Genomic DNA, 23,509 nt, shown 5'->3' on the forward strand with positions numbered 1-23,509 from the left:
TTTGTTAAAACTGGCGATTATTTCCGCTTCGACGATAACGTCCTTTGTTGGTCTTACTATCCCTGCATTGGGCGCCTTTGTTCAGGCTTTTCCGGAAACAAATCCGGTTATTATAAAATCAATTACCACCATACCGCCCCTGATGTTGGTTATATTTTCGCTGCTTTCGGGACGGATATGCCGGTTAATTTCCAAAAGGAATGTGTTAATCCTTTCTTCCTTTTGTATCCTCATTGGCGGAACGGTCCCCGCATTTTATGGAGATATTTATTTCATCCTGTTTATGCGTCTTATTTTCGGTATAGGTTACGGCCTTGGCTTTCCCGTTACCCTCGCGTCTATTATGGAATATTTTCAAGGGAATGAGCGGGTAAAACTAATGGGTGTTTATATGGCCATAAGTTCCATTACCGGAATTCTAATTAAGCTCCTGGGTGGATACTTGGCGCAGCGGCATTGGCGGACTGTCTTCTGGGGACATAGTCTAATTTTGATTAGTATGATTGTTGTTATTATTGCTTTTCCCAAAGAAAAGAAAAACCCTCCATCCTCCAAAGAAATAGAATATCACCAAAACCAATCAAACCCAAGGGGATTTTCCGCTCTGAAGGGAATAACATATTTTTTGGGAATTCTTCCTCTTTTCTCCAGTTTTTCCCTCTGGGCTTTCTTTAATAATATTTCCATCGTTCTTACCCAAGAAAAACTTGGCGGTCCAGGGTTTGCCTCTATTTTGATGAGTATGGAATCCCTGTTTATGTTTTCCATGGGAATAATTTTTCAAAAGATTTATCGTGTTCTAAAAAACTATACAGCGGTGGTGGGAATTATTATTTTTGGTTTATCCTTTTTTTTCCTGTCTAAGTCTCATACCGGTATGGAATTTATTATCGCAAGCTGCGTATTGGGGATAGGATACGGAACCTATTATCCATCAATACATCTTGCCATAGGCGGTTCGGTACGGGACCCAAAAAATGTAAATGCTGCAGTCTCATTCGGTACTTCCGCCATGGGAATAGGACAATTCATTTCTGCCTACGCCATGGCCGCCATGACCACTCTGTTCAAAATCTCCGGTGGCCGGGGTGAATGGCTGCTAGCCATGATCCTCTGCATGGGGGGCGGACTTACCGGCGCTGTGGTGATCCTGCTCTACTATATTTTGGAACAAAACAGGGGTCGACCGGTAGAACAAGAAAAGCATCCGGAAAGGAAAAAAACCGCTTAATAAACCTTATGTTTCTTTCTGAGCAATGTCAAACTTTTTAAGTCCCCCGGCAAAGCCGGGGGATTAGTGATAGATTTATTTTCCTCTTTAAGCTACTTGATTTTGTTTTATTCCTGCGGCGCCAAGAATATCAAAATAATCATTCTCTATACGAAAAATATCGTAAGATAGAGTTGCAGCGCCGGAAGCATCATGAATAATATCCGCAGTAAAGCCAGCCTTTTTCCACATTTCCGCCAATTTGGTTGCCAAATCAACATACCATCCCGCCTCAGGACACCGATGTCCTTCAAGGGCAGAACCAACGTTAGGAGCCCATGTAGTAAAGTTACATACTACGCCCTTGTCGGAAAGATACTCAAATCCCTGAAGAGTTTTTGCCTTGGGTTCAATACCGGGTACAAAATTAGAACGTACACGACCCCAGCCAAAAACCTCTACCGCATATTCCAGAGCTTTAAGCCAGTTATCCCAACCACCGCTATTCCGTGCTTTTCCTGGACAAACCGCCTTATAATAATCCTTATCCCACAATTCCAAGTTCATGGCCGTAGTCCGGAAACCGGCTTCTTTAAGCTTAGGAATATTATCAAAATCAACCGGAGCCGCCACGGTAGCAGTACCATTGAAAGCCTCTACTCCAAGTAGTTCCCGAATTGATTCGCCCACATCGGTGTAGTATTCTAGTTCTCGGCGTTCCGCGATAACGCCTCCGGTAACGGTAACATGATCCGCCACCCCTTCGCTAAACCCGGCCTTTACCGTCTCCGCAATCTGTTTAGGGGTCCGCCAATAAGGACCGTATTTTTCGGTATAAAGATCTTTATCGTAATTGATATTACAGAAATGGCAATCTTCATCCCTCTCAATATAGCAACATTCATTGCTGTAAAATACCGTCATGTTCCGATCATAGAAATCCCCCGGGCCAATTAGTTTTAATGGTATTCCATCAGAAGTTTTCTGATTATGATATTTAGGCCGTGGTGCATACCGAATTGGCACTAAATTTTTATCCTCCAGGGTAAGATAGTGTTTACCATCTACAAAATCTACAACATATGGAGAAGATTTATTCCACGTAAAGGGAATTTTTAATCCATAGGGTAGAAAAAAACAACCAGGTAGCTCAACACCAATACTAAGCTGATGATTACGACCTCCGCCCAGGTTTTGTTCAACAAATTTATCTCCAACCTGAGCATTTTGGAGAGCTGCATTTGAAATAGTAACCCCCCGAGAAGCAATATCCGCCTTCAACCATAATTCTTCCCACAACCTTTTTTTAACCTCGTTTTTTGACAGGTTGCTGACATCTGCGGTCCAAAATTTTAAAGCCATTTTTATCTCCTTTTTGTGTTTAGCTTTTACAAATACTTCTTACCATTCCCAACCTGATCCAGCACTTCCCATGGCAAATCAATATCAGCAGGTAAAAGGTCTTGCTAAATTCCTATTTCTCCTAAGTAAATAATAAACATTAACACATAGAGATATACTAGGAATTAGGCTCCTTGTCAACCCTTTTTTATAAAAACAATACAAAAATCGGTATTTTTTCGAATTTAATGGTGTATTCGAGCAAAGTTTTCAGGACAATACGGATAAGGGCGGGCGATCTCCCCAATCCCCTCATATGGATATAGCATATTATTCCTAGGTATATTATATTATATAGAGCTATTATATACTTCACTTCAAACAACTTCGTCAAACATGGCCGGGTTGAATTCTTGCAAAGGAATAGGAATGGCAATAAAGCAGCAAAGTAATAAATTTATACAAATGACCACCGCACCGGTGGAACGGCTTATATGCAGCCTGGCGATTCCCAGTATCGCGATTATGCTCACCACCGCCTTCTATAATATGGCGGATACTTATTTTGTTGGTTCCCTGGGGACCAGCGCGGTGGGGGCCGTGGGGATTGCATTCCCCCTGATGGCAATTATCCAGGCCATGGGGCTCTTCTTCGGACAGGGGTCGGGAAATTACATTTCCCGGGCCTTGGGCGCCGAGGAAACGGAGGGAGCTTCAAAGATGGCGGCGACGGGGTTTTTTACCGCCCTTATCGTGATGGCATCCCTCTCCATCCTGGGACTCCTCAATTTACCCTCCCTGGTCCGTCTCCTCGGGGCTACCGAAACCATCCTTCCCTATGCCATGGAATATATCTCTTTTATTCTTGTTGCTTCTCCCTGGATGGCCGCCGCCATGGTCTTAAACCAGCAGCTCCGCTTTCAGGGAAGCGCCGTTATCGCTATGGTAGGAATGTTAACCGGTGCAATTCTGAACGTTTTTCTTGATCCGCTTTTTATTTTTGTTTTTGACCTGGGTATCCGGGGAGCGGCACAGGCTACCATGTGTAGTCAGATAGTGAGCATGGCAATCCTGCTGATCGGCGGCTCCAAAAAAGATAATATCCGTATCCGGTTCAAGCATTTTTCCCCAAGATTGTCCATATACCGGGAAATGATCCGGGGAGGCATCCCGGCGCTGTTACGCCAGGGATTGATGAGCATTTCAACTATTGTTATAAATCACTTCGCCGGTGTTTACGGGGATGCGGCAATTGCGGCAATTTCCATTGTAAACCGGATATATATACTTGCCGGTTCGATTATGTTTGGCTTCGGGCAGGGCTTTCAGCCGGTATGCGGCTTTAATTATGGGGCAAAGCTCTACGCCCGGCTCAAAAGGGCGTTCTGGTTCTGTATACGACTGTCTTCCGCCGGCCTATTGCTAACCAGTGTGGTATTTGCCATCTTTGCCCCCCGGATAATTGCCCTCTTCCGGAATGATCCGGAGGTGATCCGCATCGGCGCTCTGGGACTCCGTCTGCATTGCATCAGCCTTCCTTTTACTGCCTGGTTAGTCATTTGCAATATGATGACCCAAACCATAGGTAAAGCTCTGGAGGCAAGCCTCCTTTCCATGTCCCGGCAGGGGATATTCCTGTTACCCGCCCTATTTATTTTAACTCCCCTTAAGGGCCTTTTAGGTATTCAGCTAAGTCTACCGGCGTCGGATATTGTGGGCTTTATCGTTGCCATTCCCCTGGCGACCAGGGTGCTACGCCAAATGAAATAAGAACACAATAGTTCCTAATTTATATGCTGTAATCTGTGGGGATTTCATCAGATTCAAAAAATTCCTCATAAACTGCCTTTCGCAAAATCCACACTTGTACGATCCCTGGGCCGGGGAAGCTGTACGGGAACAACAGTCTTTATCTTCCCCGGCTTCGCCGTCATGACCACCACCCGATCTCCAGGTTCTTCCACTTCTATTCCCTGATCCAACCGGTATAGATCATGGGCAACCGAATCAGCCGAAGCATTGGCTGTCCGCATCTCTTCCCAGGTAAAATTGTACTTTTTATAAATAGTTGCGGTCTTTTCAAAAACATCCCAATGCCAATCCTGACTCGGCGTTCTGTGTCCCTCCAGAGGAGAACCGATATTCACATTCCATTGACTCGTCTCTACGACCACTCCCCGTTCAGCCAGATATTCAATTCCTTCAATCAGGGATTTCTTTGGTTCAATTCCCGCGACCAGTGTAGATCGGACCCGATGCTTTCCGAATACCTGTAATTCCTCGTCCAGGGCATTAAGCCAGTTTTGTCTGCCGCCGCAGAGCTGCGATTTACCGGGACAGATTACATCAAACATTTTTTCATTCCATATTTCCAAATTCGTTGCAATTGTACGGAAACCAGCTTCTTTATATTTGGCAAATACCGATAAATCCGCCGGCGCTCCAATACAGGCGGTTCCGTTGAAATCCTCAAGCCCCGTATGCTCCTGAACTGCTTCAGCCACATCAATGTAATATTCAACTTCCCGGCGTTCCGAAATAAATCCACCGCTCACCGTCAAATGATCAAAACCTTCTTTATACCCTGCGGCTATGGTTTCTCCCACCTGCTGCGGAGTTTTCCATTTAATATTTTGGGCTTCACCGTAAATAGACTTTGTGGCATTGATATTACAAAAAAGGCAGTCCAGCCCTTTTTCCTTCAGCGAACATTCATTGCTGTAGGAGACAAACATTGCACCATAGCCGTAATCTACTGCTACCGTACGCATTGATACTCCGTCCCGGGTATTAAGACGGTAATAATTGGGCCGCCTCGCAAACTTGACTTTTTCAATGCTGAGTCTGTCCTTGTCATAAATATTGTATTGGCCATCTTCGTATTTAAGAACAAGAGGACTTGACTTGTCCCATCGCAGCTGCGTTCGGTAATTTCCTTCCGGCGTCAGGATACAGGCTGGAAACTCAATTGAACTATGGGAATGTTTATCTCTGGCAAAAAGAACATTCACCTGTTCAATATATTTCCCTCCCAGATCCAGATATTTAAATATCTCCGGATCAAAAGCTATACCTTCTACTAAAAGACGGTTCTTCAAATATATCTCGTCTCTCAGTTTCTTTTTTTGCAGCTCGCTGATAGTACTCATCACTGACCTCTTATTAGATTTTCCTTTACTACGTTATTGTATTCCCGCAGCTTCCAGGTAGGAAACATCAATATGGCCCGCAACGTCGATCTTTTGCGTAAGCAAACCGTAACTCAGCGACTGATCGGCGCCAATAACCAATGCGTTTATCCTGTCCTTGGGAAGGGCAAGATTCAAATCACGCTTGTCAATATTGAGCTTTATTGATTCCAGATCGACTCCTGAAAAATCAGAAATGATTTGAGCTGCCTCATCCCTGTTTTCTTTTGCCCATTTTCCCGCTTTATCCAGTATTTTAAGTAATTTAGCAGTCTGCAGGGGATTTACGGTGATAAACTCTCCACGGGCTATTATAGGATTAACAAAAAGTTTTAAGCCTTCAGCAGTAGCAAGCTGGCTTACTCCGCCTGAGTGTAAGGCACGGGAAAGGTTGGGCTCAGAAATTACCGTAGCGTCAATTCTTCCGGTAGCGATGGCTGCTACCGAATCGGTAAACGAAAGGTTTATTATTTCGACTTCCGTATCTTTTAACCCCGCCTTTTGTAAATAAAGATAAAGCAGAGGCTGGCTATTGCTGCCGAAAGGTACTGAAACCTTTTTACCTTTCAGATCTTCAAGCTTTTTTATATTGGCAGCGTCCCGTACGGCCAGAGCGATATGGGTTTCGGAAGTGCTGTAGGTTCCGACAATGGTAATATCAACCCCGTTGGCTATGCCTGAATAAGCCGGCAAATCCCCCAAAAGGCCAAAGTCTACATTCTTGCTGGTAAAGGCTTCAATAATAGGCGGCCCGTAGCTGAAAGTGATAAGTTCCACATCCAGACCCTCTTCTTTAAAATAGCCCAATTCCTGACCCAGTGTCGGCTGAATATCCCCAGGCTGAATTGCCAAACGAATCTTCACCGGCGCTTCTGTACTGCCGGGGGCAACAGAAGAAGGTTGATCCTTTGTACCACCGGCGTATAGGCCGACAGACAAAACCGAAAATACAAATAATGCGAGCAGCAAATTCCTTTTCATTTCAAACTCCATAAAAAATACGACATTCTATTCCTGGGGAAGCAACACATCCCTATACCATTTTTTAACCTACGGATATTCTTCTCTTCCCTGACACAAATAACTTCGCTTGCCTTCACTGCGGATAATTTTTTTAACTGAGAACAACATACCCGGCTCCTTTTTATGTCCTATATGGGCTTGTCTTACGCAACTCGGCTGAATTCCCTGATGGGATATTCATATTGTGATAAACCAATTCCCTTCTCAAGCCTGAAGAGATCATGAATGACCGCATCGGTTCCTGCATTGCAATCCCGTATTTCATCCCAGCTAATTCCGTTTTTCAGATAAAGAGTAACCGTTTTCTCCGCTACATCCCAATGCCAATCCTGGTTGGGAGTACGATGACCTTCCAGGGGTGAGCCGACATTAACATTCCACTGATTGGGTAGCACAACAACACCGCGACCGATTAAATACTCAACTCCTTCCAGAAGCGATTCCTTTGGCTCAATACCGGCTACCATGGTTGAACGGACTCGGTGTTTTCCGAATATCTGCAATTCTTCTTCCAGCGCATTGAGCCAGTTCTGCCTGCCGCCGCAAAGCTGTGCCTTTCCCGGACAGATCACATCAAACATTTTTTCATCCCATATTTCTATATTGGTTGCAACAGTCCTGAATCCTGCTTCCTTATATTTAGCAAAAATAGAAAAATCTTTCGGCGCACCTACACAGGCAGTCCCATTAAAATCCTGTAAACCAGTATGGGTTTGTATAGCCTCGGCCACATCCATGTAATATTCTACTTCCCGACGCTCGGCAATAAAGCCGCCGCTCACCGTCATATGGTCATAACCTTCCTTGTAACCAGCAGCTATGGTTTCCCCTACCTGCTGGGTCGTTTTCCATTTAATCCCCTGAGCCTCACCATAGATTGCCTTTGTTGCATTAATATTGCAGAAGAGGCAATCAAGATCTTTCTCTTTCAGAGCACACTCATTACTGTAGGAAACAAACATGGCTCCATTACCACGGGAAATCGCCACAGTCCGCATGGAAACGCCATCAGAAGTTTTAAGCCTGTAATAATCAGGCCGTTCAGCAAATTTTACTTTTTCGATACTAAGTTTATCCCGATCATACAGGTTATACTGGCCATCTTCATATTTCAAAACCAGGAGGCTATTCTGATCCCAACGGAGTTGGGTCCGGTAACGCCCTCTGGGAGTTAGAATACATCCGGGGAATTCAACTTTTTCATGGGCATGCTTATCAGCGGCAAACATTACATTCACCTGTTCCAGATATCTACCACCCAAATCAAGATTCTTAAATATTCCAGGATCAAAAGAAATCCCCTCTACCAGTATCCGGTTCTTTAAATAGATCTCATCTTTTAATTTCTGTTTCTCTGTTTCATTCACCGTTCCCATCTTGTTCTCCTTTTAAACAAAAAATGCAAAAATCGATGATTTTTGAGTGTATTCGAGCAAAATCGGCCGACAATGATCTCAATAATTATATACTGTAATCTGTGGGGATTTCATCGGATTCAAAAAATTCCTCATAAACCTCCTTTCGCAAAATCGCAAAATCCACACTTGTACGATCCCTGGGCCGGGGAAGCTGTACGGGAACAATAGTCTTTATCTTCCCCGGCTTCGCTGTCATGACCACCACCCGATCCCCAAGATAAATGGCTTCGTCAATATCATGGGTCACCAGGATCATGGTGGTCTTTTCCTTTTCCCAGATCCGGAGTACCTCTTTCTGCATGGAAATTTTAGTGAAGGCATCCAAAGCGCCAAATGGTTCATCCAGCAGCAGGGCCTTAGGCCGATTAATAAGAGTACGGGCCAGACTGACTCGTTGCTTCATACCGCCTGAAAGCTGGCTTGGTAAGGCCTTTTCAAAACCCGTAAGACCCACCAATTTTATATGTTCCTGGACAGATTGTTTTCGCTCCGCCCTTGAAACACCATTGGAAAGACCAAACTCAATATTCCGTTCCACCGTACTCCAGGGGAAAAGCCTGGATTCCTGAAATATTATCCCCACATCCTTGTGAGAGGGTTTGGTAATCTCCCGGCCATCAATAGAGACAACACCCGAAGTTGGATGATCCAGTCCCGAAATGATTTTAAGAAGGGTACTTTTCCCGCATCCTGAGAGTCCCACAATGCTGACAATTTCCGCATCCTCAATCTGTAAATTTATATCCCGAATGGCTACCAACTCGGCCTGATTGATAAAAAAAATCCGACCAACATTATCGATAGATATAGCCACAATATTCCCCTTGTATGATTTACTCTTTACCCGAAGGTCCCCAGTAAATTACCTTTCGCTGTAACGTTAATACGCCAGTATCAATTATAAGGCCGATGGCGCCAATGGTTATCACCCCAACAAACATTAAACTGGGCTGGGCCAGTTCCCTGCCATAGGCAATCAAAAAACCAATCCCCCGGGAAGCGGCAATCATTTCAGCCGTAACCACCGCAGTCCAGGAACTACTAACTGCCAGGCGCAGACCCGTAAAAATAGAAGGAATGGCCGAAGGTATGATTATCTTTCGTAATACCTGAAAATAATTTTTTTCAAAGGCTTGACCAAGCTCCATCAACTTAGGATCCGTAGTCTTGATTCCATGGATGGTATTCAACAGCACCGGCCAAAAAGATCCAACAATGATGACCGCGATTTTTGACTCTTCGCCAATGCCCAGCCAGAGAATCCAGAAAGGGATATAGGCAACAGAAGGGATAGGCCGCAGAATACCGATAAGGGCAATCAGAGACTGGTTTACCCAAGGAAATAAAGCCGCCAAGGTTCCTACGATTAGTCCGCCGGTACTCCCCCAAAAAAAGCCTTGAGCTACCCGACCCAAACTGGAAAAAATGTGCTGTGAGTAGGTTCCTTTAGCAATAAGTTGATTAAGGGCATTTATGATCCTACGGGGACCGGGAAACACAGACTGGTTGAGGATTCCATTATCGACTGCCAGCTGCCAGCTGATAATCAGCAGTACCGGCAAAACTGCGGCTGCCAATATATTGGCGCCATGGATACCATATTTTTGCCATATGATTGGTTTCGATTTAGAAATGATTAACACACTTGACTTAGTCATACTTTCTCCATTTTTCTAAATAACCAATTGAGTTCCGGATATAACAAATATTTTCTTTTTTCCGGTAAAAGTACCCCGGGGTATCCCCCAGGGTATTTTATATTACTGAACTCCCGCCGCTTTCAAGAATGAATCATCAACATGGGACCGGACATCTATCTTTTCCGGAATAAGTCCGTATTTATGCGATAGTTCCGCACCTAACACAAAGTTATCGACCCGTTCCTTGGTTAAGGTAAAATCCAGTTGTGCCTTGGTAATGGCCAATACTTGGGACTCCTTACTCCCTCCGGTAATATCGGCGATTAACTGTCCCGCCTCGTCTGCGTTCGCATTTGCCCATCTCCCGGCTTTATCAAGAGCCCGCAACAGTTTGGCGGCCTGTTCAGGATATGTTTTAAGAAAGGCGGTATGGGCAATAACGGGATTAGAAAATACACGTATTCCTTTGGTATCAGAAAGCAAGGTAATGCCTCCCGCCTGTACTGCCTGAGTTATCCGTGGTTCGCTTGTGACTACGGCGTCAATCCGGCCGGTGACCAAGGCGCTTACTTGTTCACTAAGCGGCAGATTGAAAATCTCCACATCACTTTCTTTCACCCCGCCCAGATCCAGATACTGGTAAAGTAAGGGATGGTTGTTGCTGCCGAATGCAACGGCGACTTTTTTCCCTTTTAAATCAGCAAAACTTTTAATATTAGCCGCATCCCGAACAAGAATCCCTGTTATGGTGTCGGAGGTACTGTAAAAACCAACAATAACAAGATCAACTCCATTGGCAATTGCTGAATAGGATGGCAAATCCCCCACCGTACCTATATCCAGACTGCCGGCGGTAAAGGCCTCAATTTCGGGTGGGCCATAGGCGAAAACCGTAAAATCCACATCAAGCCCTTCATCGGTGAAATACCCCAATTTTTCCGCTATCCGGGCATGGGTCTGTGAAGTAACGGTTGAAGCCAATCGAATCTTCACAGGTTGTTCCTTGCCTCCGGGAACAGCCGCTGGTGCGGTACTCTGTGCCCCCCCTCCCGCAAAGATCTGAACTGAACCAAACAACGCTATAACCGCAAAAAGGATATAACCCTTCAGTCCGCTTGTAAATCCGTAAAACTTTTTCATCTTAGTACTCCTTTTTTATTTTAATTTTTTGCAAAAAAACGAAAACTATACTACCTCTTTCTGTTCATGAAAGACCGGTAATGCCTCTTCCTCGATCAGCAGCATCACGTGAGGATAAGAGTGGGCGCCGCCGGTGTTAAAAGCTTCCGTAGAGGTACGCCCATACTTCCGCAGTAAAGCGGTATTCTTTAATTGAACTTCCCAATGCCAATCTATTGTGGGTGAACGGTGTCCCTCCAAAGTTGAGCCTATGGCCGGTATCCAGGGATCAGGATTCGGTATGGTCCCCAGCTCTGTCAAATATTCAAGTCCCTCAAAAAGTTTTTCCTTAGGCTGCAACCCGGCAACAAAATTATTCCGTATCTTCCCTTTCCCAAATGTGCTTACCGCATATTCAACCGTTTTTACCCACTGATCAAAGGGCGCACATTCGGTTACTTTCCCGGGGCAATAAACGTTAAAGTATTCCTCCCCCCAAACTTCCAGGTTAAAGGACATATTGTCATATCCTACTTCCTTGTACTTGTTAATAACCGAAATTTCCTGGGGGGCGCCAATGCACGCAGTAAGAACATAATCATCCTTTCCTTCCAGATGCTCCTGTACCGTTTCCGCTACGTCAAGATAATATTCCAATTCACGCCGTTCCGGAATAAAACCGCCGGTTATATTTAAACGGTTGTAGCCTTCCTTGTGCGCTTCCTTAAAGGTTTCGGCGATTTGGAGCGGCGTCCGCCATGCCGGTTGTTCTTCGATTTTATCCAACCCTTTGTTTCCATTATATACACAGAAGAGGCAGGTCTTCCCCTTGTCCTTAACTGAACATTCCTGGCTGTATGCTACGGAGATACCCTTCGCGCCCCCTCCCTGTTGATCCTGGGCGATTTCACGCATACTGACACCATCACTTGTCAGTTTAGAATAGAAGAGAGGCGCTTTTGGAAAAGTGATATTGGTGATCCACTTGCCAAAGTAAGTTATACTGAATACCCCGTCTTCCTCCACTATCTTGTAGGGAGATTTTCTGTCTACTACCAAATTTACCAGAAAACCATAAGGAAGCAGGAACTGGTAAGGAATATTGTAATTTTTTTTTGTTACCAGTTCCTTATCCCGGGTACACACTTCTCTCTTTCTACTGGACGGATCCTGCTGCAATAATTTATCAAAAACCCCAACATCATATTGGACACCCTCAACGGTGAGGGCTAATCTAAGATACAACTCGTCATACAGTTTCTGTTTAATATCACTCATAATCACTCCTTTTCCTTTTACAAATACTTCTTACAAATACTTCTTAACATCCCCAACCTTATCCAAGGCTTCCCAGGGCAAATCAATATCAGTCCGTCCGAAATGTCCGTAGGCGGCGGTTTGTTTGTAAATGGGCCTGCGCAGATTAAACTGTTTGATTATCGCATCCGGCCGGAGATCAAATTCCTTCTCGATAATCTCCACGATTTTTTCTTCCGGCAGTTTCCCGGTACCAAAGGTATCCACCGCTATGGATACCGGCCGGGCAACCCCTATGGCATAGGCCACCTCTACCTCCAGACGTTTCGCTGTGCCGGCGGCCACCAAGTTCTTGGCTATCCAGCGGGCGGCATACGCGGCGGACCGGTCCACCTTGGTCGGGTCCTTGCCGGAGAAAGCGCCCCCTCCGTGCCGCCCAACCCCGCCGTAGGTATCCACCACAATCTTCCGGCCCGTCAGCCCGGAGTCCCCCTGGGGTCCGCCTATATGAAAGCGTCCCGTGGGATTAATGAGATATTTGGTATTTGCATCCAGAAGTACCGCCGGCAGCGCTGTTTTTATCACCTTTTCAATAATATCCTTCTTCAAAGTCTCCTGGCTTACCTCTGCATCGTGCTGGGCAGAAAGTACTACCGTATGAATCCGATTTACCTGTCCATCGCCGCCATATTCCACCGTTACCTGGGACTTCCCATCGGGCCGTAAATACGGGAGTGTCTTGTTTTTCCGCACCTCCGCCAGCTTCCGGGTAAGGGCATGGGCGTAAAAAATAGGCGCCGGCAAATATTCCGGGGTTTCGTCGGTGGCATAGCCGAATACCATGCCCTGATCCCCCGCGCCGGTTTCCTTTTCCGCCGTCCCTGCCGCCTTGGCCTCATAGGCGTTATTCACCCCCTGGGCAATATCCGGGGATTGTTCGTCTAAGGCGACCAGTACCGAACAGGTCTTTCCGTCAAAACCGCCGCTATTATTGTGATACCCGATATCCACAATGGTATTTCTTACTATTGAAGGAATATCCACGTAAGCTTTAGTGGAAATCTCTCCGGCCACCAGCACAAGCCCGGTGGTCGCCAGGGTTTCGCAGGCTACCCGGGACTCCGGGTCCTGGGCAATCAGCGCATCCAGGATAGCGTCAGAGATCTGATCGCAGAGTTTATCGGGATGTCCTTCCGTCACCGATTCAGAGGTAAAAAGTCTTGCCATAATCCTATTTCTCCTAAGTATATAATATACAATAATACATAGAGGTATACTAGGAATAATGTTCCGTGTCAACCCTTTTGTAAAAAAAATTCAAAAAACTCAACTTTTTTCGAAGTTAAGAACAAAAAAGCCGCGGACACAAAATGCCGCGGCTAAAGACCAATGCACCCCTTAAACGGCGGCTTTCTGCTCCTTGAAAATCGGTAAGGTTTCATTCTCTATCTGGTATATCTCATAGGCATAATTCCGGGCTCCTGCCGTATTAAAGATATCCCTTGAAGTACGACCATATTTTTTAAGAAGCTCCGCATTTTTCACCTGAACATCCCAGTGCCAATCCACCGTAGGGGAACGATGCCCCTCCAGGGGTGAACCAATCGCCGGAACCCAGGGAGAAGGATTGGTCACTACGCCGATGGAGATTAGATATTCGAGACCCTCAAGTAATTTTTCCTTCTGCTGCAAACCGGATACAAAATTACTACGGATATTACCCTTTCCAAAAACACTTACCGCATACTCAATCGCCTTAACCCAGTTATTAAAGCCGCCGCATTCGGATACTTTCCCGGGGCAGAAAATATTAAAATAATCCTCGCCCCATACCTCCATATTGAAGGACATATTGTTGTATCCAACTTCCTTGTACTTATCAATAACCGCTAAGTCCTGGGGCGCCCCGATACAGGCGGCGCCGTTAAAATCTTTCCGGCCCAACTGGTCCTGGATAGCTTCCGCTACATCCAGGTAATAATCCACCTCCCGCCGTTCGGGGATAAAGCCCCCGGAAATATTAATCCGGGTAAACCCTTCCTCGTAGGCCGCTTTGACGGTCTCCGCTATCTGGAGGGGATTCCTCCACGGCGGCCGCTCTTCGCTGTTTTCCAGTCCAAGGACTCCGTTAAAGGTACAAAACAGGCAGGTTTCACCCTTGTCTTTTACGGAGCATTCCGAACTGTACATGACCGCGATCCCCTTGTCATCGGCACAACCTGTACCGTCGGCGGCGATTTCCCGCATACTGGTACCGTCACTGGTTACCCCTGAAAAGAACGCCGGCGGCTGGGGGAAGGTAATGTTACACACCCACTTACCAAAATAGGTAATGCTGAAAACCCCATCCTGCTCTACGATTTTATAGGGAGACTTCCGATCCGTAATCAAATTTACCCGAAACCCATTAGGAAGCTGAAGATCGTAGGGAATATTGTAACTTTTGGTTGTTATCAGTTCCTTATCCCGGGTACAATACTCCCGCTTTTTAAGAGTGATATTCGACCGTAACAGTTTATCAAAAGTTCCAACGTCATACTGAACCCCTTCAACATTTAACGCCAGCTTGAGATAAAGCTCATCATACAACTTATCTTTTAAAGTACTCATTTCGTTTCTCCTTATTATTCTAAAAATTCCGGACAAATTACCCGCTGCGACAGCCTTTTCAAATAAAGACTACACAAATAACCCCTATTCCCTTCATTTCGCAGGATGTACCTATTTACCGAAATAAGGGTTAAAAAACTTCCGGAAATTCCGGTTTTTGGGATTTCTTGTATTTTTAAATACATTTTACCCTCCTTTATTAACATAGAATTCCGATCAAATTACTATGTTTATAATTGATACTGAATATCTTGTCAACTACGCGGCCGTAGTTCACCATATCCAGCAGCTTCTTTTTCTATAAAGGTTTACATATTATTTCATGAATCCGGGTATCAAATATCGCGTTTGCATGGGCTGGGCTTACAATTGCAACAGTATCAGCTCCCCTATTAGTTCCGCCAACCGCAACAATTTTTTCTCCGTAGGGAATTAAACCAGCGTCCAGAGCCATAACCGGTATTTCCACGCAAACCTTTATCCCCGCACTTAACATGCGTAAGGTATGAGCTATAATCTCTACCGGATATTCTCCGCCGAATTTCCGCTGTAAACCGCGTTCAGCGCCGCTTAACACATGGGTAGTGGTCAATACCTTAATACCGGCAGCTTTTAGCTCTTCCCGCAATATATCGGAAACTTCGTTTTGGCCCTTCTCAATCTGTCCATAAGCATGGGTAACACAAACTATATTAAAAGCCGAAATATCTCTTTTTAAGAATGCTTTTGCGGTAGAACCGGTACTGGTAGCAAATACAATATGCTTTAAACCCCTGTCCCGTGCAGCCTCAAAAGCAAGATCCAGAGCTTTTTCCGTATTATCAGGACCACCTTTATCAAAATACATATTTCTCCTCAGTATTTTATATACTATTAAACAAATGTATATACTATGAATATAAACTTGTCAATCCTTTTTTGAAAAAAAATCGGTCCCCTACGGCTTGCAAAAAAGGCATAAAAATGTAATAAAAACCCCTGGAGGAAACGCCGGTGACTATTACATCTAATGGGAAGAAAATTGAGATTTCCGGGGAGATCAGCGTCAGTAAACTGCTTGAAGAGGCTAAGGTCGATATGCCCGAGTATGTCAGTGTCCAGGTAAATGATGAAATGATCCTGCGGGCCAACTTTGACGCTACCATCATCAAAGAAGGGGCGGTGGTCGAATTTCTCTATTATATGGGCGGCGGCGGATGCTGATCCTTCCCAGGGAGTATTTTGACCGTATGATAGCCCATGCGCTTACGGGGCTTCCCAATGAAGCCTGCGGCCTCTTTGCCGGTGAAATTGCGGGGGACAACAAAACCGTCAAGGAGGTTTACTGCCTCACCAATACCGACAAAAGCGCCGAGCATTTCTCCATGGCTCCGGAAGAACAGTTCAAGGCCATCGCGGATATGCGGAAAAAGGGCTATACCCTGCTGGGCAACTTCCATAGCCATCCCGCCACCCCCGCCCGGCCATCGGAAGAGGATATACACCTCGCCTTTGACCCCTCTTTAAGCTACATTATCATTTCTTTAAAAGATCCCGATCCGGCGCTGAAAAGTTTTGTGATTCGGAACGGCGCCGCTGCGGAAGAACCGGTTCAGGTATAACCCGGTGCCCTTTTTCCCCCTGTTTGTGGATCTGTCCGGCCGGCGCTGTGTGGTGATAGGCGGCGGCCCGGTAGCGGTACGAAAAATACAGGCCCTAGTCGATTTTGGAGCAAAGCTTATTGTCCTGGCTTTAGAGGCTTCGGAAGAGGTTCGGGCCCTTTCCCGGCAGGATACCATCACCTTGGAGGAGCGCTCCTATGGCGGCCCGGCGGATTTAGCCGGGGCCGTACTGGTGATCTCCGCCGCCAATGACCGGGAGCTGAACGCCCGGATAGCACGGGACGCTAAAGATGCGGGGATACCCGTAAATATCGCGGATGACCCGGCGCTCTGTAGCTTCTTTTTCCCGGCCCTGGTCCGGCGGGGAGATTTGACGGCGGGTATTTCCACCTCCGGCGCTTGTCCCCGGCTTGCGGCGCGGCTGCGGGAACGGCTGGATAAGGATTGGCCGGCGGATCTTGGGAGATCCCTGGAAATCCTTAGGGAACAGCGCCGCCGTCTTAGGGAGTCGGAACATACCGCCTCCATAGCCGGGGAACTGGATCGGCTGATCTCACAAATGCTTAAGGAGTAAGTACTTGCATGAAATCCGCATAGGCAGCAGGGAAAGCGTATTAGCCATTGCCCAAACCCGCCTGATCATGGACCCCCTGGCGCGGGCCTATCCTGAACTGTCCCTGCGGCTGGTTACCATGAAAACTGAGGGAGACCTCAAACCGGATCTGCCGCTGGGTTCTGCGGGGAAGGCCTTTTTTACCGGTACTTTGGAACGGGCTCTCGCTTCCGGGGAAATCGATCTCTGTGTTCACAGCCTCAAGGATATGGCGGAAACCCAGCCGGAGGATCTGCCTATCCTGGCAATACCGAAACGGGGTAGTCCCTGGGATATGCTGGTACTACCCCAGGATTCTGTTCAGGATAACCCTGAAACGAATATTTTTACGGCCCTTGAGTCCGCCCTACCCATCGGCTGTTCCAGTCTCCGGCGGCATATCCAGCTCCAGGCAATTGCCCCCCGGCTCCGCAGCGCCCCAATCCGGGGTAATGTGCCCACCCGCCTATCCAAACTTGACAATGGCCAATACGGCGCACTGATCCTCGCCGCTGCGGGGCTGGAACGTCTGGGTATCACCCGCCGGGGCGTACGCCTATTCTCCCTACAGGAGATGATCCCCGCCGCAGGCCAGGGCGCCCTCGCGGTCCAGGGCCGGAGCGATTGGGGCTACCCTTTTTTGGATATTCTACGGGACGCGGTTTCCGAAGAGGAAGCCCTGGCTGAACGGACCTTTATCCGAACCTTGGGATGCGGCTGTTCTTCCCCCGCCGCCGCCTACGCACAAATCTTGGGTCAAGAAATTCTCATTACCGGCATGTACGCCCCTATGACTAAAGCGGAAGGGTTCCCCTTTTACCGGGAAGAAATTTCCGGTGAACGGGGACATGCTCTTCTTTTAGCGGAAGAATTGGCCCGCCGGCTCATCCTGGCTGCAACCTCTGGGCCTAATGGAGGCTAAACTTGAACCATAAATCAAGAGATGCTTACCTATCGTTTAGAAATTTTTACCGCAAAGTCGAAGAAGTCGAAAAAGAGGAAGTAAGGAAGGAAAAAAGAGTGCGTTTTCCCTTAAATACTTCTTCGCCTTCATCGACTTTGCGGTTTTTCTTCTTCATTCTTATTTGGGGAGGAAGCCGATGACGGGTAAGCTCGGTAAGGTTTGGCTCGTGGGCGCGGGGCCGGGAGATCCGGGACTTTTAACCCTTAAAGGGAAGGCGGCTCTCCGGCAAGCCACCCTGGTTGTTTATGACCGGCTGGTCTCGGATGCCATACTTTGGACCATACCCCCGGAGGTCCGGCTTATTAACGCCGGAAAATCACCGGGGAACCATCCCCTGCCCCAGGAAGAAATCAACCGCATATTGATTGAAGAGGCCAGCCGGGGCGAACAGGTTGTCCGGCTCAAAGGCGGGGACCCCTATCTCTTTGGCCGGGGCGGGGAGGAAGCCCTCAGCCTCGCCGAAGCGGGTATCTCCGTTGAGGTGATAAGCGGCGTTAGTTCCGCCCTGGCGGTTCCGGCGGATGCGGGTATCCCCCTAACCCACCGGGACCTAAGCTCTTCGGTCCACATCATTACCTGGCACGGTAAGCAGGGAATACCCACCGATGAAGCCCTGTCCGGTATCGCACAAGCAGGGGGAACCCTGGTGATCCTCATGGGGACGGCGGCGTTGAAAGACATCGGAATCCGCCTGATACATGTGGGGTTTAACCCGGACATGCCCGCAGCAATTCTATCAAGGGGTACTAGCCCCCAGCACCGGACATGGATTACCCGCCTAGACAAACTTGGTGAAGCCGCAAATTTTGACGGCCTCCTTTCCCCGGCCCTGATAGTGATAGGTAAAGTTTGTTCCCTGGGAAAACCAACAACGCCCCTGTCCCATCAAACGCCCCAGCTGCCCCTTGATGGGGTACGTGTGGTGGTAACCCGGCCGGAACCGGGAAACGACGAACTCTGTGGGCGGATACGGGAACTCGGCGGAGAAGCCCTGCCCCTTCCGTGTATCAAAACCGTACCCCTGCCCTTTCCGGATGGGAACCTCGGCCTATACAAATGGATAGTATTTACCAGCTCCACCGGGGTGGATATGTTTTTTGATCAGTATCTCTGCGGCGGCGGTGATATCCGCAGCTTTTCTGCATGCCTTTTTGCCGCAGTGGGTCCTGCCACGGCGGAAGCCCTAAGACGGCGTGGATTTATTACCGACTATGTTCCCCCTGCCTACAACGGACAACGCCTGGGGGAAGGGCTGGTAGAAGTTTCCCGCGGAGAACCGGTCCTCCTGATACGTTCCCGGCAAGGCGCTCCGGTCCTGGGAGAGATCCTCGCAAAGGGCGGCGTCCCTTTCCGGGAATTGGCGGTATACGATACGGTTCCCGCCGTAATTGGCGGCCATGCACGGCAGGCCATTGAAGGCGGGCGCTTTGATTACCTATTTTTCACCAGCCCCTCGGCGGTAAGCGCTTTTAACGAAACCTTCGGCAAAACATTTGCCAAGGCTGTGTGCATAGGCGAACCTACCGCGGAAAAGGCGCGGGAATACGGTATGGAAACAGCGATTCCCAAGGAAGCAAGTACCGATGCAATGGTGCAGCTTCTCTGCGATTTAGTTCACAACAGAGAAATAAATCATTGAATTTTTTGTAATTCTTTCCCCATCCTACTTCCCCGAATCTGGCGGCAGCCGTATCTGGTAAGCCGGCGCCGTCAGGCTTATCCCCGCCTCGGTGAACCCATCCTGCAGATTTTGATACAGCTCCGAGTAGATGGCCGGTATTTTTTCTACCGCCTTGGTATACACATTGATCTGGTACCGGGCGTAATAATCATCCAGGGCGGTTTGTAATACATATGGACCGGGTTTTTCTTCTGTAAGAGCGGTTTTTTTTGCAGCGGCAAGAAGTATCTCGTGCACCTGCCGCCAAGGAACCGCATAGCCCATGGTTACATCCGCATGGAGGATCAGTCCTTCCTCATTTTCTGTGGAGGAGGTATGGTAGTTTACGATTTTAGAGGACAGGACCATCAGATTAGGAAAAGTAACATATTCATTCTTATGGGTAATAATTCTGGTTACCACGGCCGACTTCTCCACCACAAAGCCCACAGTATCATTGAGCTGTATCCGGTCTCCGATTTTAAATGGCCGCATATAGGTGATCACCATCCCGGCCACCATGTTTCCAATGGCGGAGCTGGACCCCAGGGAAATGATGATACCCACAAATACGGAAACTCCCTGGAAGGCATTAGACTCGGCCCCGGGAAGATAGGGATAAATAATGGCCACCATGAAGGCGTATAAAAGTATCCGTAAAATATTAAAGGTAGGCCGGGCCCAATCAGCGTAGAAACCCGGTATCACCAGCTTTTCTTTTTCAATGCGAAGGGTAAAAAATTTGAGGGTCTGAATTACATATCTGGTTATGATGACAATAATTGTAATGGTGAAAATATTGGGGATATAACCGAGTATCCCCAGGCCGATGGTTTTAAGGGGATTCAGAACATATCCGAATAATTTATCCGCCAGGTTTCTGGTCGGGGCAAACAGCCTGAATACAATAGGAATGGTGAGGAACAGCTGAAAGGCGGTAACAATATATTTAGCTATTTTTAATATGGTAAAAAGTATATTCAGTATCTGCGTGGTATCCATGATGTGGAATTTTTTTATGGTCAGGTATTTAAAATGTTTATTCCCATAAACAGTAAGCTTTCCCTGAAACCACTTAAAAAAATACCAGACGAGCCGTATAAACAGGGCCTGGGCAATTATGATTGCCGCCGCAATCCCCAGGCGCATTAGGATATTCAGCTTAAAACCATTATCCACTTCAACGGCATTTTTTATATTCTCACCCAGCGTTTCTGCGTTCTCGAAAATCCCCTTTTGGGGCGCAGAATCCGTCCCAGGTACGACAGTTCCCGCATCCGGAGCGGCAGTTTCTGCCGATGCCCCGGGTATCGTTTGATCCAGGATTATCCCCAGGGCCGCCGCATCTTTGATAGGGGCTTCGCTGTCCGCAACCGCTTCCGGGGAGGAACTTGCAGCCTCGGCGGAGGATTCCTCCGCCGCCGCGTTGAATGGAAGCAATAAAACTATCAGCGTTATACATAAACCAAATATATAATTTCGAATCTTCATAGCAGCCCCCTTAAGAAAATTAACAGCAACTGGCTATGGCGCCTTCAAGAGCATCAAGTTGGGGTGAAATCGTTGCCATGGGATCAGTTTTTTTCCAGAGATTGGAAAATTTTTCCGGTATATCAATTTGTTGGCCCGTAGCCTGCATAACCAAATCGGCATGTTTTGCCGGATGCCCCGTGGCAAGGACCACCACATGGCCGTTAAACCCGGCAGTTTGGGATAAACGCCGGGCGGCGGCAAAGGCTACCGCACCGTGGGGATCCAGCAGGATATGATAATCCTTCCAGGCCTTTTCCATAGCGTTTATGGTTGTATCGTTATCAATAGTGTCGGGAAATACCATATTCCGCATTACCGCCGGAGCTTCCTTATAAAAAGATGCAAGCCTTTCATAGTTTGAAGGGACGCTAACATCCAGAGCCGGTGAATTAGTCTGAATCAGTTTCCCCGGCTTAAATTCCTTACCCCTAATATAGTCCCCAAAGGCATTATTGGCATTCATGGCGGCGATGAAGCCATTCACGGGCATTCCCATTTTCCAGGCATAGAGCCCGGCGATCAAATTGCCAAAATTCCCCGTGGGTACACTGAATATCAGCTCTCCCTTAAGGATTTTTTTCAGTTTGATAAAGGCATAAAAATAATAGAAAACCTGAGGAAGAAGACGGCCCGGATTAATCGCATTTGCGCAGGTAATCCCGTACCGTTCCGCAAAAGGCCGGTCATTTATGGCCTCAATGATAAGACGTTGGCAGTCATCAAAGGTACCCTTAATCTGAATGGGAATGACATTGCCGCCATTGGTGATATAGGACTTGGGGTCCAAGCCCCGGACCGGACCGGAGGGATAGAGTATAGCCGAAATCATACCCTTACGTTGGGAAAAGGCATGGGCTATGCTGACCCCCGTATCCTGTCTGGCCGCGGAGAGTATCATGGCCTGCTGGTCGTTTTTAAGGAGTTCTTCCATAACCGCCGCCAAAAAGGCAATGCCATAATCTTTAAAGACGCCGGTAGGTCCGTTACAAAGGGTTAAAACGGAAAAGTTATCATCCAGCTGCTTTAGCTCCGGCTCAAAATCGAAGGCGCTTTCCGCTGCCCGGGCCGCAGAAAAGGGGTTTAGCTCCCCCTGAAGCAGGGCCGGCGCCACCGTGGCGACCAGTTCCGGATAGCTGGTCTCGGTATCCATATAGAGAACATACTGCCGCATGTCTAATACTGAAGCAGGGACATAAAGCCCGCCATCCATAGGGAGACATTGGAGAATTGCATCCTTGAAAGAAACAAGGGAATCATTTGATCGGGTAGATCTAAACTGCATGGACATCCTCTAATGTTAGAGTTTACTCTCCAAAATACACATGGGCAAGGGGACAAAAAAGACGCCGGGACATATGTCCGGCGCCTTCATAATCAACACTGATCCTTTCCGATAAAAATTACTTTATCGTATTAAGATTGGCCTTGGTAGCCACGGTTACACCGGTATCAATGCTTCGATTCACAGTCTTCCCAGCCAGGAGATCCACCCCCACCTGGAGTCCCTGATATCCCATTTCATAAGGATTCTGGACCATGGTGGCCTGCATAACATCCCGCTCAATCAAACCTTTAATATCCGCGGAATAATCAAAGCCAACAAACTTAATAGTGCCTTTCTTACCGGCCTGCTCAACACCGGTGGCTCCGCCGGTGGAAGAACCTTCGTTCGCGCCATAGATACCCACCAGATCAGGGTTGGCGGTCATGAAGTCCGTAGCGATATTAAGGGCCCGGGTCTTATCCCCATCGGAATATTGGGTACCTACGATGGTGATGTTGGGATATTTTTTGGCGATCTCATCTTTAAAATCATTTTCCCGTGTCATGGTGGTCCCAGCACCGGCCTGAGCATTGATGATGGCGATCTTTCCTTTTTCACCAATGGCTTTGGCCAGTTCATTGGCAGCCAGCCGGGCCGCGGCGCCGTTATCGGTGGCCAGGATAGCATCGAAGGCATCGCTATTCACGCCGGTATCGACCAACACAACCTTGATACCCGCTTTCTTTGCCTTCTCAACCCCGGGGACCAGAGCTTCTGCGTGCAGGGGAGCAAGCAGAAGGATGTCTACCTTCTGGGTAATCGCATCTTCAACCATCTGAAGCTGAATCGCCGCGTCCACCTTTCCAGGGGGTGCATTAAAAGTTAGGTTCACGTTACCCAATTCTGCAGCCTTGGCTTCCGCACCGGCCTTGACTTTAAGCCAGTGTTCATCCATGGAATCCATGGTGATCAGAATGGCTTTGATCTTACCATCCGATGCCTGACGCCTGTTATTACAGGATGACAATACGCAGACCAGAGCGATCAAAAGCGCTCCAACCAATACTACTTTCTTTTTCATACAAATCC

General features: G+C 47.5%; 21 protein-coding genes. 7 read left to right on the forward strand and 14 right to left on the reverse strand.

Going from position 1 to position 23,509, the window contains the following annotated elements; all coding sequences use genetic code 11:
* Position 1 precedes the first annotated feature (1 nt).
* Entirely contained in the window at positions 2-1,231 is a 1,230-nt protein-coding gene (locus LQZ19_RS01585; protein ID WP_411045880.1) for an MFS transporter, read from the forward strand.
* Positions 1,232-1,318: 87 nt separating this feature from the next.
* Here LQZ19_RS01585 and LQZ19_RS01590 read toward each other — a convergent pair whose 3' ends face one another.
* On the reverse strand, positions 1,319-2,572 hold the full coding sequence (locus tag LQZ19_RS01590; protein WP_411045881.1) for a radical SAM protein: 1,254 nt from the start codon (positions 2,570-2,572) through the stop codon (positions 1,319-1,321).
* 408 nt (positions 2,573-2,980) lie between these two features.
* On the opposite strand from LQZ19_RS01590, the gene LQZ19_RS01595 reads away from it, so the two are divergent.
* Positions 2,981-4,321 (forward strand): MATE family efflux transporter, encoded by a 1,341-nt coding sequence (locus LQZ19_RS01595; protein ID WP_411045882.1) that lies wholly within the window; start codon positions 2,981-2,983, stop codon positions 4,319-4,321.
* Positions 4,322-4,386: 65 nt separating this feature from the next.
* Here the strand turns inward: LQZ19_RS01595 and LQZ19_RS01600 are convergent, their stop codons facing one another.
* The 10 genes from LQZ19_RS01600 to LQZ19_RS01645 form a co-directional block, all read right to left on the reverse strand.
* Positions 4,387-5,700, reverse strand: coding sequence for a radical SAM protein (locus LQZ19_RS01600; protein WP_411045883.1), 1,314 nt, complete (start codon positions 5,698-5,700; stop codon positions 4,387-4,389).
* Positions 5,701-5,733: 33 nt separating this feature from the next.
* Complete coding sequence (locus tag LQZ19_RS01605) at positions 5,734-6,720, reverse strand: ABC transporter substrate-binding protein (protein WP_411045884.1); 987 nt, start codon at positions 6,718-6,720, stop codon at positions 5,734-5,736.
* Positions 6,721-6,905: 185 nt separating this feature from the next.
* A complete protein-coding gene (locus LQZ19_RS01610; protein ID WP_411045885.1) occupies positions 6,906-8,138 on the reverse strand; it encodes a radical SAM protein in 1,233 nt (410 codons plus the stop codon).
* 85 nt (positions 8,139-8,223) lie between these two features.
* On the reverse strand, positions 8,224-8,994 hold the full coding sequence (locus tag LQZ19_RS01615) for an ABC transporter ATP-binding protein (protein WP_411045886.1): 771 nt from the start codon (positions 8,992-8,994) through the stop codon (positions 8,224-8,226).
* Positions 8,995-9,013: 19 nt separating this feature from the next.
* Positions 9,014-9,838, reverse strand: a complete 825-nt coding sequence (locus LQZ19_RS01620; RefSeq protein ID WP_411045887.1) for an ABC transporter permease — start codon at positions 9,836-9,838, stop codon at positions 9,014-9,016.
* Between the two features lie 102 nt (positions 9,839-9,940).
* Positions 9,941-10,960, reverse strand: coding sequence for an ABC transporter substrate-binding protein (locus LQZ19_RS01625; RefSeq protein WP_411045888.1), 1,020 nt, complete (start codon positions 10,958-10,960; stop codon positions 9,941-9,943).
* 45 nt (positions 10,961-11,005) lie between these two features.
* On the reverse strand, positions 11,006-12,217 hold the full coding sequence (locus tag LQZ19_RS01630) for a radical SAM protein (RefSeq protein ID WP_411045889.1): 1,212 nt from the start codon (positions 12,215-12,217) through the stop codon (positions 11,006-11,008).
* A 30-nt stretch (positions 12,218-12,247) separates the two neighbouring features.
* Positions 12,248-13,423 (reverse strand): methionine adenosyltransferase, encoded by a 1,176-nt coding sequence (gene metK / locus LQZ19_RS01635; protein ID WP_411045890.1) that lies wholly within the window; start codon positions 13,421-13,423, stop codon positions 12,248-12,250.
* A gap of 171 nt (positions 13,424-13,594) precedes the next feature.
* Positions 13,595-14,806: a radical SAM protein gene (locus LQZ19_RS01640; protein WP_411045891.1), complete on the reverse strand. Its 1,212-nt coding sequence runs from the start codon at positions 14,804-14,806 to the stop codon at positions 13,595-13,597.
* Between the two features lie 298 nt (positions 14,807-15,104).
* Positions 15,105-15,653, reverse strand: coding sequence for a pyruvate kinase alpha/beta domain-containing protein (locus LQZ19_RS01645; protein ID WP_411045892.1), 549 nt, complete (start codon positions 15,651-15,653; stop codon positions 15,105-15,107).
* 146 nt (positions 15,654-15,799) lie between these two features.
* On the opposite strand from LQZ19_RS01645, the gene thiS reads away from it, so the two are divergent.
* The 5 genes from thiS to cobA all read left to right on the forward strand — a co-directional run bounded on the left by thiS (position 15,800) and on the right by cobA (position 19,602).
* On the forward strand, positions 15,800-16,009 hold the full coding sequence (gene thiS / locus LQZ19_RS01650) for a sulfur carrier protein ThiS (protein WP_411045893.1): 210 nt from the start codon (positions 15,800-15,802) through the stop codon (positions 16,007-16,009).
* Positions 16,003-16,407, forward strand: coding sequence for a M67 family metallopeptidase (locus tag LQZ19_RS01655; RefSeq protein ID WP_411045894.1), 405 nt, complete (start codon positions 16,003-16,005; stop codon positions 16,405-16,407). The genes thiS and LQZ19_RS01655 overlap by 7 nt, the downstream gene beginning before the upstream one ends.
* Before the next feature lie 4 nt (positions 16,408-16,411).
* The gene (locus LQZ19_RS01660; protein ID WP_411045895.1) at positions 16,412-16,981 is read left to right on the forward strand and encodes a precorrin-2 dehydrogenase/sirohydrochlorin ferrochelatase family protein; all 570 of its coding nucleotides are present in this window, start codon (positions 16,412-16,414) and stop codon (positions 16,979-16,981) included.
* Positions 16,982-16,985: 4 nt separating this feature from the next.
* Positions 16,986-17,921 carry a hydroxymethylbilane synthase gene (gene hemC, locus LQZ19_RS01665; RefSeq protein WP_411045896.1) on the forward strand — a complete coding sequence of 312 codons (936 nt, stop codon included), beginning with the start codon at positions 16,986-16,988 and terminating at the stop codon, positions 17,919-17,921.
* 178 nt (positions 17,922-18,099) lie between these two features.
* Positions 18,100-19,602 carry a uroporphyrinogen-III C-methyltransferase gene (cobA, locus tag LQZ19_RS01670; RefSeq protein WP_411045897.1) on the forward strand — a complete coding sequence of 501 codons (1,503 nt, stop codon included), beginning with the start codon at positions 18,100-18,102 and terminating at the stop codon, positions 19,600-19,602.
* Between the two features lie 24 nt (positions 19,603-19,626).
* Here cobA and LQZ19_RS01675 read toward each other — a convergent pair whose 3' ends face one another.
* The 3 genes from LQZ19_RS01675 to LQZ19_RS01685 all read right to left on the reverse strand — a co-directional run bounded on the left by LQZ19_RS01675 (position 19,627) and on the right by LQZ19_RS01685 (position 23,501).
* Positions 19,627-21,114, reverse strand: a complete 1,488-nt coding sequence (locus LQZ19_RS01675; protein WP_411045898.1) for a mechanosensitive ion channel family protein — start codon at positions 21,112-21,114, stop codon at positions 19,627-19,629.
* Between the two features lie 19 nt (positions 21,115-21,133).
* Entirely contained in the window at positions 21,134-22,438 is a 1,305-nt protein-coding gene (thrC, locus tag LQZ19_RS01680) for a threonine synthase (RefSeq protein ID WP_411045899.1), read from the reverse strand.
* A gap of 118 nt (positions 22,439-22,556) precedes the next feature.
* Positions 22,557-23,501, reverse strand: a complete 945-nt coding sequence (locus tag LQZ19_RS01685; protein ID WP_411045900.1) for an ABC transporter substrate-binding protein — start codon at positions 23,499-23,501, stop codon at positions 22,557-22,559.
* Between the last annotated feature and the right edge of the window lie 8 nt (positions 23,502-23,509).

Origin of the sequence: Treponema primitia, assembly GCF_046533075.1 — a bacterium.
GTDB classification, from domain to species: Bacteria; Spirochaetota; Spirochaetia; order Treponematales; family Breznakiellaceae; genus Termitinema; species Termitinema primitia_B.